The organism is Vibrio gazogenes (assembly GCF_023920225.1).
GTDB classification, from domain to species: Bacteria; Pseudomonadota; Gammaproteobacteria; order Enterobacterales; family Vibrionaceae; genus Vibrio; species Vibrio gazogenes.
Genome location: NZ_CP092588.1, coordinates 664,810 through 678,596, shown reverse-complemented (window position 1 = coordinate 678,596; position 13,787 = coordinate 664,810). Strand labels below are relative to the sequence as shown.

At 46.5% G+C, this 13,787-nt stretch carries 10 protein-coding genes; 8 read left to right on the top strand and 2 right to left on the bottom strand.

The annotated features are described in order from the left end of the window. Nucleotides 1–273 precede the first annotated feature (273 nt). The 4 genes from MKS89_RS18595 (at nt 274) to MKS89_RS18580 (ending at nt 4,522) form a co-directional block, all read left to right on the top strand. Nucleotides 274–1,560, top strand: coding sequence for a nucleoside permease (locus MKS89_RS18595; RefSeq protein WP_072961856.1), 1,287 nt, complete (start codon nt 274–276; stop codon nt 1,558–1,560). A 67-nt stretch (nt 1,561–1,627) separates the two neighbouring features. Further along, nucleotides 1,628–2,650 carry an ADP-ribosylglycohydrolase family protein gene (locus tag MKS89_RS18590; RefSeq protein WP_072961854.1) on the top strand — a complete coding sequence of 341 codons (1,023 nt, stop codon included), beginning with the start codon at nt 1,628–1,630 and terminating at the stop codon, nt 2,648–2,650. Then, nucleotides 2,637–3,608 carry a PfkB family carbohydrate kinase gene (locus tag MKS89_RS18585; protein WP_235862488.1) on the top strand — a complete coding sequence of 324 codons (972 nt, stop codon included), beginning with the start codon at nt 2,637–2,639 and terminating at the stop codon, nt 3,606–3,608. Before MKS89_RS18590 ends, MKS89_RS18585 begins: the two co-directional genes overlap by 14 nt. Before the next feature lie 173 nt (nt 3,609–3,781). Next, on the top strand, nt 3,782–4,522 hold the full coding sequence (locus MKS89_RS18580; RefSeq protein WP_072961850.1) for a GntR family transcriptional regulator: 741 nt from the start codon (nt 3,782–3,784) through the stop codon (nt 4,520–4,522). Between the two features lie 80 nt (nt 4,523–4,602). On the opposite strand, the gene MKS89_RS18575 is transcribed toward MKS89_RS18580, so the two are convergent. Then, nucleotides 4,603–6,300, bottom strand: a complete 1,698-nt coding sequence (locus tag MKS89_RS18575; RefSeq protein WP_072961847.1) for an FAD-dependent oxidoreductase — start codon at nt 6,298–6,300, stop codon at nt 4,603–4,605. A gap of 34 nt (nt 6,301–6,334) precedes the next feature. Beyond that, entirely contained in the window at nt 6,335–6,523 is a 189-nt protein-coding gene (locus MKS89_RS18570) for a YgaP family membrane protein (protein WP_072961846.1), read from the bottom strand. Between the two features lie 140 nt (nt 6,524–6,663). Here MKS89_RS18570 and MKS89_RS18565 point away from each other — a divergent pair, with 140 nt between their 5' ends. The 4 genes from MKS89_RS18565 (at nt 6,664) to nrdD (ending at nt 13,787) form a co-directional block, all read left to right on the top strand. After that, nucleotides 6,664–7,014 (top strand): ArsR/SmtB family transcription factor, encoded by a 351-nt coding sequence (locus MKS89_RS18565; protein WP_072961843.1) that lies wholly within the window; start codon nt 6,664–6,666, stop codon nt 7,012–7,014. Nucleotides 7,015–7,169: 155 nt separating this feature from the next. Beyond that, complete coding sequence (locus MKS89_RS18560; protein WP_106406984.1) at nt 7,170–8,261, top strand: efflux RND transporter periplasmic adaptor subunit; 1,092 nt, start codon at nt 7,170–7,172, stop codon at nt 8,259–8,261. Between the two features lie 12 nt (nt 8,262–8,273). After that, complete coding sequence (locus MKS89_RS18555) at nt 8,274–11,429, top strand: efflux RND transporter permease subunit (RefSeq protein WP_072961840.1); 3,156 nt, start codon at nt 8,274–8,276, stop codon at nt 11,427–11,429. Between the two features lie 237 nt (nt 11,430–11,666). Continuing rightward, a complete protein-coding gene (nrdD, locus tag MKS89_RS18550; RefSeq protein ID WP_072961838.1) occupies nt 11,667–13,787 on the top strand; it encodes an anaerobic ribonucleoside-triphosphate reductase in 2,121 nt (706 codons plus the stop codon).

The following is a 13,787-nucleotide window of genomic DNA, read 5'->3' as shown; positions in this document are numbered from 1 at the left end:
ATCGTTTAAATATTTTGTATTGATAAGAAACGCGCCGGGTACAAATACCCGGCGCGTTTTTTTGTGCGCTTTTTATAGTGGTACTTGAAACGGTGAGGGTGTGAAGTGTGTGTCTTTGTATTGTTACTTCATTATTAAATCCCCCATTTTTTAGGGGATAAATTTAATTGATGGAAATGTTATTTACGATCACAAAATGAACACAATGGTATTGTATTGGTATTATTATATGTCATACCATCTTTGTGTACCCTACAGTACTAAGGATAAAAAATGAAAACGACGAATATCAAACTCTCATTCATGATGTTCATTGAATGGTTTATATGGGGCGCTTGGTTCGTTCCGTTATGGCAAATCTTAAACACACATGGTTTTTCACCAACGGAGATTGCTTGGTCATATGCTTGTACTGCAATTGCCGCGATCTTGTCACCGATTCTGGTCGGCTCGATTACCGACCGTTTCTTTCCGGCCCAAAAGGTTCTGTCGGTGATGCTGCTTGCCGGGGCAGTATTAATGTATCTTGCGGCACAACAAACCGAGTTCGCCACTTTCTTCCCGCTTTTACTTGGTTACTCGCTCACCTACATGCCGACAATTGCGCTGACGAATAGTATTGCGTTTTCCAACGTTGCTGATGTTGAGCGTGATTTCCCGCGGATTCGGGTCATGGGAACAATTGGTTGGATCGCTTCCGGGATCGCAATTGGTTTCCTGCCGGGTTGGTTAGGTTATGGTGATATTTCTTCCAGTAATATCCCGCTCATTATTACGGCATTGAGCTCTGCTGCTTTGGGGGTATTTGCTCTAATGTTGCCAAACACGCCGCCAAAGAGTACAGGCAAGTTAGACTTGAAAGTGATGCTCGGTTTAGATGCAATGGTGTTACTGAAAGACAAAAACTTCTTAGCATTCTTTATCTGCTCATTCATGTTCAGTATGCCGCTTGCTTTCTATTACATCTTTGCGAATGGTTTCCTGACAGAAGTGGGGATGAGTCATGCAACCGGTTGGATGACGCTTGGCCAGTTTTCCGAAATTTTCTTCATGCTGGCACTCCCTTTCTTTATTAAACGTTTTGGTATTAAAAAGGTATTATTACTTGGTCTGTTCACTGCGGCGATCCGTTATGGATTCTTCGCTTATGGAAGTGCGGAGTCTTGGTACCTGTACTCGCTGTTGTTCTTAGGCATTCTATTGCATGGCGTCAGTTACGATTTCTACTTCGTTACGGCTTACATCTATGTGGACCAAAAAGCACCGGCACATATGAGAACCGCCGCTCAAGGGCTGATAACCCTCGGATGTCAGGGGATTGGTAGCTTGTTGGGCTATCGGCTTGGCGGTGTCCTCATGGAGAAAATGTTTGCTTATGACACGCCACAGCAAGGTTTGACATTTGACTGGGCAGGGATGTGGAGTTTTGGTGGGATCATGATCGCCGTCATCCTCGCGCTCTTTATATTCTTCTTCCGTGAACCGGACGGAAAGATCAAACCGATTCCTCTTGCATCTCAGCAAGAAAACGTGGACGAACAGAAAAAAGCACAAGCTTAATTCCAACCCTGCTCAGTATGGTAAACCTTACTGAGCAGGCAATTTAATCTAATTTTTGGTAAGTAAAATGACAATCACAAAACAAGACAGAATCCTCGGCACTTTTTATGGTCAAGCACTTGGTGACTCAATGGGGATGCCTTCAGAGTTATGGCCCCGTCATCGAGTGAAAGCGCATTTTGGTTGGATCGACCGCTTTTTGGATGGTCCACAAGAAAATAATGCAGCGTGCTACTTTACTGCCTGCCAGTTTACGGATGATACATCAATGGCTTTGGCACTAGCCGATGCTATTATCGCGTGTGATGGCAACATCGTTCCTGAAGTGATTGCCCGCAATGTTTTAACCTGGGCTGAGGGATTTGATGCATTTAACAAGAACATATTCGGTCCAAGCTCTAAAGCTGCGATGCGTGCCATTAAAGACGGAACACCAATCGACGCGCTTGAAAATAATGGCGTGACCAATGGTGCGGCTATGCGTGTGTCCCCGATGGGATGCCTGTTACCTGCGACAAACCTGGATCGCTTTATCGAGCAAGTCGCGCTTGCTTCTAGTCCGACCCACAAATCTGATGTCGCTATTGCAGGGGCTGTCGTGGTTGCATGGGCGGTTTCAAAAGCGATTGATGGTCACTGCTGGTCTGCAATCAAAGATCAACTTCCAGCCATTGCACTGGCTGCGCAAACAAAACATATCACAACGTTCAGTGCATCGGTGGCATCTCGTGTCGAACTGGCATTGAGTGTAGCGGGTGAATGTGGTGGTATTGAAACGCGCATGGACAAAATCTACAACTTAATCGGTGCCGGTGTCAGTACAATTGAGTCTGTCCCCGCAGCGGTTGCCATGGTTGAAATAGCTGAAACCGACCCGAACCGTTGTGCGATTTTATGTGCCAACCTTGGAGGTGATACCGATACGATTGGTGCCATGGCAACTGCAATTTGTGGTGCTCTGAACGGTGTGCAAGGCATCGATGCCTCTTTAAAGCAGCAACTGGATCAGAAAAACCAACTCGATTTTGATCAATACGCACGTCAATTCCTTTCTCTGAGAGCAATAAAGGAGCAGGATGATGCCTCATAACGCATTAATACAATTGGTTCCGACCCTTAGCAACCAACGTCAGCTATGTCTGCTGGGGGCTGCGGTGATCGACATTGTGACCGAAACACCAAGCTTACCGAAGCGTGGTGAAGACATTGAAATTCAGGAAAAAGGGATTCATGTCGGTGGATGTGCGCTCAATATCGCGATTGCGATCCAAAGGCTCGGACTCCAATCGGTGAATGCTTTGCCTATCGGTCATGGTCAGTGGGCGGATCTGATTCGTCACGCGATGGCAGACAAAGGGTTGAGCAGCTGCTTTGAAGATCATAGTGGCGATAATGGATGGTGCCTTGCCCTTGTTGAGCCGGATGGGGAACGGACTTTTCTTTCTGTCAGTGGTGTCGAGAACAACTGGCATCGCGACAATCTGAATCAACTGGCACTCGATAAAGATGCGATCATTTATTTATCTGGTTATCAACTGGCGTCTGCATCGGGTGAAAAAATTATTACTTGGTTGGAAACTTTACCGGATACCCATCTGCTGTTTATCGACTTCGGGCCAAGAATCGCGGACATTCATGCGATACTTCTGGAGCGTCTGTTGGCACTCAAACCGATCATTTCATTAAACCGACAAGAAGCACAACAACTGGGAATGCAAGATAGTCGGCAGTTTGTTGAACAATGGTTTTCGCGCTACGGTTGTCCGCTGATCTTGCGTATTGACAGTGATGGTGCATTCTTCAATAACGGTGAATCGTGCGGCACTGTTGAACCATTTCCGGCCAAAGTTGTTGATACCATTGGTGCCGGTGACTCTCATGCTGGTGGTGTTTTGGCTGGATTAAGTTCAGGCTGGGATCTTGCAGATGCTGTTTTGTTGGGAAATGCCGTAGCATCTTATGTGGTCAGTCATGAAGGGGGAGATTGCGCTCCAAGTGTCGAGCAAATTGCAAATTATTTGCGTGCGTCATTCATTGATGGTACCTGATTGGTCGTGTTTGGTTCGAGAGGTGAAGTGCAAACTGAAAACTTCAAAACGGAATTAATGAAACCAAAACTGAGAGCCAGATCACCTCAAATTAAGCGCTTCATCTTACTCTTCATGTACCCATTGATAATATCAGTTATACTGGCTGCATTACTGATAGAAATTAGAGCCTTATGACAACATACCAGTCTCTTATCGACCTTATCCATGCACGTATTGAGCAGCAGGATAAATCGCCGCTCTATCTCAAGATTGCTGAGTCTGTTAAACATGCGATGCAACAGCATATCCTGAAAGGTGGTGATTTTATCCCAACTGAGCGAGAGTTTGGTGAATTACTTGGGGTCTCAAGAATTACGGTAAGAAAAGCATTCGATTTACTGGATAAGGACGGGGTGATTGTACGTTCTCGTGGTTTGGGAACCATGATCAGTGAAACGGTTGAATACTCAGGGAAGACGGCAACCAGTTTTTCGCAGCAAGTCGTGTTGACCGGAAAAAAACCTGACACCTTGTGGATTAAAAAAGATACCGTTTCTTGCTCCGCCGAGATTGCGAAAACACTGGATATCAAGCAAGGTGAGCAAGTGTTTCTGCTAAAGCGAGTGCGTTATATTGATGAACAAGCTGTCTCTATCGAAGAGTCTTATGTTCCATCAGCGTTGATCCATGACCCCGACGAGATTCAGTTGTCGCTCTACGACTATTTTCAAAGTCAGAATATTACACCTTCCCGCACTCAAAGCCGGGTGTCAGCTAAAATGCCGACCGAAGAATCACTTGAGAAGCTCAACATCGATGAACAGACTCCTGTTCTTTTGATTGAGCAAACGGCATTCGATAATACTGGCCGACCCATTGAGTACAGTATTAACCATTGTCGTGGCGATTTGTATGTGTTTGTCAGCGAATAGTGGTTGTTCGTTGCTTCATTCTGATAGTCAATAGCCAGCAATGTATTGCTGGCTATTGACGTTAAATGATGGTGTATCCACTAAGCTGTGGCGAACTGATAAGTACGATACCCACCGATCAAGTTACGTGCTTTGAAGCCATTATTCACGAGCTGACGATAAGCGACGTTACCGCGTAACCCGACTTGACAGTAAATAATGATCTCTTTGTCTTTCGGTAACTCATGCATACGCTGACGGAGTTGATCGACCGGAATATTGATACCCCCTGGCAGAGAACCGCATTGTAACTCGCTGGGATTACGGATATCGAGTAACAACTGGTCGTCAGTCAGGTGATCAATTTCGTCAAAGTGAATCGCTACAGCATCGCCTTTCATCAAGTTACTTGCGACAAATGCAGCTTGGTTAATCACATCTTTTGCACTACCGTAAGGTGGCGCGTAAGTCAGTTCAAGGTGTTGTAGCTGATCGACGGTCATTCCTGCACGCTGCGCCACAGCCATGACGTCGATACGTTTATCGATACCATCTTTACCTACCGCTTGTGCACCGAAAATCTTGCCTGATTTTGGATCGAACAACATTTTGAACGATACCACTTCAGCACCGGGATAGTAACTCGCGTGGCTCGCTGTGTGGACATATACTTTTTCGTACTCGGTACCATCACGTTTGAGCTGTTTCTCATTCTTACCCGTTGATGCCACCGCTAAATCGAAGATCTTACAAATCGCAGTACCTTGAGTGCCTTGATAAGTTTCGCTACGACCAAGCATATTGTCTGCCGCCATCCGGCCTTGACGGTTTGCAGGACCTGCTAAAGGAACCAGTGTTGGTTTGCCCGTGACGAAGTCTTTCTCTTCGATAGCATCACCAACTGCGTAAATCGATGGATCACTTGTTTGCATGTATTCATTGGTGTAAATGCCGCCAAGCTCACCAATTTGCAGACCTGCCTCTGAAGCCAGTTTGGTTTCAGGGCGAACACCAATGGCCATGATCAGAATATCGGTGGTCAGTGTATCGCCATTGCTGAGTGTCAGATCGAGTTCACCATTCACGTGCTGGTGTTCTATTTGACCTGAGTCCATGCTTGCCAGTGAGGTGGTTGGTTTGAATTCGACTGATTGCAACGCTGTGGACAGGCGTAAATCAATGCCTTTTGCTTTGATCTCTGCGTGTACAAAACCTGCCATTTCTCGATCAACTGGCGTCATCACTTGATCAGCCATTTCCAGCAATGTGGTTTGAATACCTAGCTGGTGGAAGGCTTCCATCATTTCCAAACCGATAAAACCGCCACCCACAACCGTTGCATGGTCAACATGGTTGGTATTGATGGTTTGGATAATTTTATCCATATCCGGAATGTTACGTAGCGAGTGCGTTAATGGATTGTCTAGGCCCGGAATAGGCGGTACAACTGGCCCTGCACCCGGACTTAAAAGCAGACAATCGTAACTTTCGATGTACTCGCTTTGGTCTAAAAGGTTACGAACCGTGATCGTTTTCTCTGCGCGGTTGATACGGAGTACTTCATTCATGACGCGAACATCTACGTTAAAACGCGCCAGAAAACTTTCCGGGGTTTGCAGTAGAAGATGACCGCGCTCTTTGATGTCTCCACCGATGTGGTAGGGTAACCCGCAATTAGCAAACGAAACGAAGGGACCGCGTTCAAGCATTATAATTTCAGCATCTTCACTAAGACGGCGTGCGCGAGCTGCTGCTGATGCACCGCCCGCAACACCACCAATAATTACGATTTTTGTCATAAAGTAATAAGCCTTTTTACGTTTGAGACTGATGTTACGCTTTCAATCCGAGCTTTTTGAGAATAAATACTGCCGGACAGATACCAGTCAATGCACTTTGAATAAGGTTGAACCCGACAAAGACGGTCAACCAGACAAAGTAGGGGTGGACGAAATAAGTCAAAATAACGGAAAGCAGTACCATGCTGCCAGCGATGACTCGAACGCCATTTTCAATGGTCATGACATACTCCTTTTGATGAATTCTCTGTGACTATAGATCTAATAATTAGAAAAGTCTAATTTATTATTAACTAATATTTGCTTTTCTAAATAAGTTTTGTCTAATATAAAAGCATTGAGATCTTTTCCCGTGGAGTGCTCATGCAAGTCAACCATGAACCAAACCAAGCCACTGAGGTTGAACTAATCAAAGTTCATGCCCAGAGTGCGGCTGATTTTTTGAAAATGATGGCACACCCTGAGCGATTGATGGTGTTGTGTCAATTGATACAGGGAGAGGTCGGTGTCGGACAACTTCAACAGAACTCGACTTTGAGTCAGTCGGCACTTTCTCAGCATCTGACGGTGTTGCGTAAACATCATTTGGTTGAGTGCCGCAAGTCCTCACAACAGGTGTTTTATTCACTGGCCGATAGTCGAGCTGCACAAATCATTGTCAATTTGCAGATGCTGTTTTGTGAAGAACCAAGATCGCTGAGTGAGAAGTCATGAGCGTGTTGGTGGCACGCCATTTTGTGAATCTTCCGCTTGGTGAAAACAAACGGTTTTGTATTTATGCAATGGGTGATTGATACAGTGGACTTCGATCAGGCATATCATCAATGAAAATGAAAACAACAATAGGTTCGCCAAAGGAGGGGAATCTGATGAAACAGCATATACGGCAATTGGCCTTGGGGCTGGTAGTCTTAGCAGGACAGACGTTTTTAGCAGGACCAGCATTCGCTGGACAGACGGTTTTAGCGGCGCAGGCAGGAGAATCGTTAGCGGGACAGACAAAGGAACACCAAGAGGGACAGACGCTTATCATCAAGCGTGAAACGATACCGGAGCAAATCACATTCGATGGGATTGTTCAGCCGGTCAATCAAGGAACGGTCGCGGCTCAAACTTCCGGGCGAGTCGTCGGCATGTACGTGGATGTGAATGATGTCGTACAGCAAGGCGATGTGTTACTTGAAATCAGTGCAACACAACAGACAGCTTCTTACGATTCTGCAGTGGCACAATTGAATCAGGCGATTGCTCAGAATAAAGAAGCACAGACACAGGTGAAACGCTTTCGACAATTGATCTCACGAGGTGCGGTTTCTCAAGGGCAACTGGATAGTGCCGAAGCGCGTGCCCGAACTACGGCTGCGGCAGTTCAAGCGGCCAAGGCTGCGACGGTGAAAGCGAAAGATGCGTTAGGCTATACCAGTATCAAAGCACCTTATTCAGGCATTGTGACCCAACGTCATGTTGAGTTGGGAGAAACCGTTTCGCCCGGTATGCCGTTGTTGAGCGGCTATGGGATGTCCCCGCTGCGGGTCGAGTTTCAAATGCCACAACGGTATCGCGCTTTGGTGACACAGGCGCAACAATTTTCGATTGAATTACCGAATGGAGACGTTCTACAACCGAGCCAATATACGCTATTCCGTTATGCAGATCCGAACTCTCATACGTTCACGATGCGCTTGAGATTACCGGAGACAAGTGACGCTGAACTTGCTCCGGGAATGTGGGTGAAAGCCTCATTCCATACTGGGGACAGACAAGTTGTGCTGGTGCCGAAAAGTGCGGTGATCAGACGAGGAGAGCTCAGTGCGGTGTTTCGCGTGCAGGACGAAGGAAAAACACAGCGACTGAATCCGGTCCGGCTCGGGCAGGATTATGGTGACTCGGTTGAAATTTTATCCGGACTGGAAATCGGGGATCAGATTGTGACCCATGTTTTTCCAATCGATGCACAGTAGGAGGGGCGCATAATGGAAAAAAAACTGGGCATCTCCGGGCGTATTGCTGCCTTGTTTCAACACTCGGCAATTACCCCGCTGTTAGCATTGGTTGGTTTACTCATGGGCGTGTTTGCCGTGCTGGTGACGCCGAAAGAGGAAGAGCCACAAATTGATGTCACTTTTGCCGACATTTATATCCCTTTTCCCGGAGCTTCTCCGGCCGAAGTGGAACATTTGGTCACCAATCCGGCAGAGCAAATTGTCTCGGAGATTCAGGGAATCGATAATATCTATTCTTTTTCACAGCCGGACGGGGCGCTGATTGTTGCGATTTTCAAAGTGGGTGTCTCGCGTAATGATGCAGTTGTGAGAACCTATAATAAACTATATTCGAATAAAGATTGGATGCCGAGCGGTGTTGGTGTCGGAGAGCCGGTGATCAAACCGCGCGGTATTGAAGATGTGCCGATCGTTAGCCTCACTCTGAGTAATCCTGACGGTCAGATGACGCAGCAACAATTGACAGAAGTGGCACATGGCCTCGAAACAACGCTGAAGACCATTAACGGAACACGGGATATTTATACCGTCGGGGGACATGACATGATTGTTGATGTCCGGCTCGATCCGGTACGAATGAATAGTTTTGGTATCACCATTGATCAACTGAATCAGGTATTTCAGTCTGCAAACGTCCATTCGCCGCAGTTGATCGTCACGGATCACAATCAAGCCATTCCGATCCGGATCGGGCAGTTTCTCCATCGCGTGTCAGATGTCAGGCAACTCTTGGTTGGTATGCATAATCAGGCGCCGGTCTACCTCAGTGATATTGCAACTGTGACCTTAGGTGCCAATACGCCGACTCAGCATGTTTGGACCAGTGATAAATCCAATTTAGTTCCCGCGGTCACTATCGCGATTGCTAAAAAGGCCGGAGAAAATGCGGTAACGGTTGCCCAAGATGTTGAAGCGCGATTACAGAAGCTTGAGAACCAGCTGATCCCCGCGAATGTGAAAGTTGATGTGACGCGCAACTATGGCAATACGGCAGCCGAGAAGAGCCATACTTTGATCGGTAAACTGATGTTTGCGACCGGTGCGGTGGTTATTCTTGTACTGATTACGATGGGGTGGCGAGAAGCCATCGTGGTTGGTATCGCGGTGATGATTACCTTAATGATGACGCTGTTTGCCTCATGGGCTTGGGGTTTTACCATCAACCGCGTCTCTTTGTTTGCGTTGATCTTTTCCATCGGCATTTTGGTGGATGATGCCATTGTGGTTGTGGAAAATATTCATCGGCATATGTCACTAAAAGGTCGGCAATTTTCGCTGCCCCATGCCGTCGATGAGGTCGGAGGGCCGACAATTTTAGCGACCTTTACAGTGATCGCTGCGCTATTACCGATGGCATTTGTTACCGGATTAATGGGGCCGTACATGAGCCCGATTCCGATCAATGCATCGATGGGGATGTTTATTTCGCTGGCCGTCGCTTTTGTTTTAACACCTTGGTTAGCGGTGAAATTATTGCGTGATCGGACTCATCAGTCACACGATTCAAAAGAACCGAATCAGGCGATTGTACAGCGAATCATGGCACCATTTGTCTTATCGACTCATCAGCGGCGTAATCGTTGGTTGCTCGGTTGCGGTATTGTGGTGTTGATTATCGGGTCTCTATTGCTACCTGTTTTTCAAGCTGTCGTCCTGAAAATGTTGCCGTTTGATAATAAATCTGAATTTCAGGTGATACTGGATATGCCGGATGATACGTCATTGGAACGCACGCAGCGGGTGTTGTTCGATATGGCGGCCGTACTTGATCAGTCACCCGAAGTGCATGATTATCAAATTTATGCCGGTACGGCCGCGCCAATGAATTTTAATGGTTTGGTTCGACATTATTTTACCCGTTCTAGCCCTTATCAGGGGGATATACAGGTGAATTTGCTGCCGAAGAGTGACCGGGATAAAGACAGCCATCAGATTGCCGGCGAAATCCGGCCAAAATTAGTGGCGGTTGCCAGCGCATTTGGCGGAAAAGTGAAAGTGGTCGAAGTGCCGCCTGGTCCGCCGGTCTGGTCTCCGATTTTAGCTGAAGTTTATGGGCCAACGGCTGCGGTACGTTCGCAAGCTGCGAGACAGATCCGTCATTTGTTCCAAACCAGCGACGATATCGTTGATGTAGATATTTATCTGCCGGAACCGCATCAACAGTGGCAGGTGAAGATTGATCGTCATAAAGCTGCGCTTGTTCAGGTTCCTTACGCATCGATTGTGCAAGCGTTGACGACCGCCATTGGGGGGCAGCCTGTCAGTTATTTGCATACCGATTATAGTAAATATCCGGTTCCGATTGAGCTTCAGGCAACTGAAGGCGATAAGGCGAATCTGTCCCAACTGCTTGAGATGCGAATCACCAGTCAAAATGGGATTTCGTATCCGTTGTCTGATTTGGTTCGGGTGCGTCAGGTAGCGTCAAAAGATTATATTATGCATAAGAATCTGGTTCCGATGGTGATGGTGGTCGGCGATATGTCCGGCAGCACGGACAGCCCGCTCTATGGGATGTTTGAGATAGCCAGCAGGATGAAAACGTTGCCGTTTCCGGTTGAGCAGAATTATATCCATCAACCATCAGGTCTCAGTCAGGTTTCGGTTTTGTGGGATGGTGAATGGAAAATTACCTACGAAACGTTTCGGGATATGGGAATTGCCTATGCTGTCGGTATGATCTTGATCTATCTATTGGTTGTGGCTCATTTTAAATCTTATCTGACACCGCTGATTATTATGTCGCCAATTCCGCTGACGATGATTGGTGTGATGCCGGGACATGCGCTCTTACATGCACAATTCACGGCGACCTCCATGATCGGTATGATTGCGTTAGCCGGGATCATTGTACGTAACTCTATCTTGCTGGTGGATTTCATTCGTCAGGAGTATGAACAGGGGATGGCTTTCTCTGAAGCCGTGATCGACTCTGTTAGAGTGCGGGCAAAACCAATTATGTTGACTGCGTTGGCAGCAATGATTGGCTCACTATTTATTCTGGATGATCCAATCTTTAATGGGCTGGCGATTAGTTTGATTTTCGGGGTGTTTGTGTCCACGTTACTGACATTAATCGTGATTCCAGTGCTGTATTTTGCGGTGATGAAACATCGTTTTGAGTAAAAAATCTACCTTGGTGGCGAGAAAATTTTTGTTTTCAGGGATGTTCTTTCATAAATGAGATCTGCTGATAATAATCGTGTTTATCTTATCCATTCGCTGAGCTTTATTGATCTTGATCAATACATGTATATGGGGCTTTTCGTTTAATGCACTACAATATGTAGTGTTGATGTACCGATATGAAACCCTATATCATGTGTTTCACCCAAAGTGAACGATGATGGGTAAGGAGATAAAGTGAAACCGATTGTGATCAAACGCGATGGCTCAAGAGCGGCGTTTCATCGAGACAGAATTCAGGCTGCGGTTGAAGCCGCAGCCGAACATGCTGATCAAGAACTGGCCATCTATGCCTTAAATGTTGCGCTGGCCGTAGAATTGAAGCTCAAGGATTACAAAGAAGTTCATATTGCAGAAATTCAAATGCTGGTCGAGAACGAATTGATGCAGGGGCCCTACAAATCGTTGGCTCGTTCTTACATCGAATATCGTCATGATCGTGATATTGCCCGAGAGAAACAGAGTGCGCTGACACGAGAAATCGAAGGCTTGATCAATGAAAGCAATGCTGATTTGCTGAATGAAAATGCCAATAAAGATGGCAAAGTGATTCCGACGCAACGTGACCTGTTGGCCGGGATTGTCGCGAAACACTATGCCAAGACTCGTATTCTTCCCCGTGATATCGTCCAAGCTCATGAAGCTGGCGATATCCACTACCATGATCTGGACTACGCACCTTTCTTTCCGATGTTCAACTGTATGTTGATTGATTTGAAAGGCATGTTGACGCACGGCTTCAAAATGGGTAATGCAGAGATCGATACACCAAAATCGATCTCGACAGCAACAGCTGTGACGGCCCAGATTATTGCTCAAGTTGCCAGCCATATTTATGGCGGGACGACCATCAATCGCATTGATGAAATTTTGGAACCTTATGTTGTGGCAAGCTATCACAAGCATCTTGATATTGCCCGCGAATGGGATATTCACGATCCCGAAGCATTTGCGGCCACGCGAACTGAAAAAGAGTGTTATGACGCATTTCAATCGCTGGAATATGAGGTGAACACGCTGCACACAGCCAATGGACAGACACCTTTTGTGACATTCGGTTTTGGTCTGGGTACCAGTTGGGCTTCGCGGCTGATTCAAATTTCCATTTTGAAAAACCGGATTGCCGGTTTAGGCAAAAATCATAAAACCGCTGTGTTTCCAAAACTTGTTTTTGCGATTAAAGATGGCTTAAACCATCAAGCGGGTGATCCGAATTATGATATTAAGCAATTGGCGCTCGATTGCGCGACCAAACGGATGTATCCGGATATTCTCAACTATGATCGTGTAGTTGACGTCACCGGCTCCTTTAAAACGCCGATGGGTTGCCGGAGTTTCCTGAATGCCTATGAAGAGCATGGCGAACTCATACATGACGGTCGAAATAACCTCGGGGTCGTGAGTCTGAATCTGCCGCGGATTGCGTTGCAGGCTAAAGGGGATTTAACTCGTTTCTACCAAATTCTTGATGAACGCTTGTTACTGGCACGTCGGGCGCTGGAAACCCGAATTAGCCGTTTAGAAAAAGTTCGCGCGCGGGTTGCTCCGATTCTGTATATGGAAGGTGCTTGTGGTGTCAGACTAGAAGCGGATGAGCCGATTGCACATATCTTTAAAAACGGTCGGGCATCGATCTCACTGGGTTATATTGGGGTGCATGAAACGATCAATGCGCTGTTTGGTGATCAACAGCATGTTTATGATCATCACAAACTCCGGGATGAAGCGGTAAAAATTATTGGTTATCTCAAAGCGGCCACCAACCGCTGGGCGGAAGAGACGGGGTATGGGTTCAGCTTGTACGGTACACCGAGTGAAAACTTGTGTAACCGTTTCTGTCGTATCGATGCCAAAGAGTTTGGAGTGTTCGACGGTGTGACGGATAAAGGTTACTACACCAATAGTTTCCATCTGGATGTTGAAAAAAATGTCAATCCATACGACAAGATTGACTTTGAGATGCCGTACCCGGCAATTTCGAGTGGTGGTTTTATCTGTTACGGCGAGTTCCCGAATATGCAGCGTAATGTTGAAGCGTTGGAGAATGTTTGGGATTACAGCTATAGTCGCATACCTTACTACGGCACCAATACCCCGATCGATGAATGTTATGAGTGTGGTTATACCGGAGAATTTTCCTGTACCAGTAAAGGGTTTGTTTGTCCGAAATGTGGTAACCATGACCCAGCCAAAGTATCCGTCATTCGCCGGGTATGCGGCTATTTAGGCAGTCCTGATGCTCGTCCGTTCAATTTCGGTAAGCAAGAAGAAGTCAAACGACGAGTTAAACATCTGTAA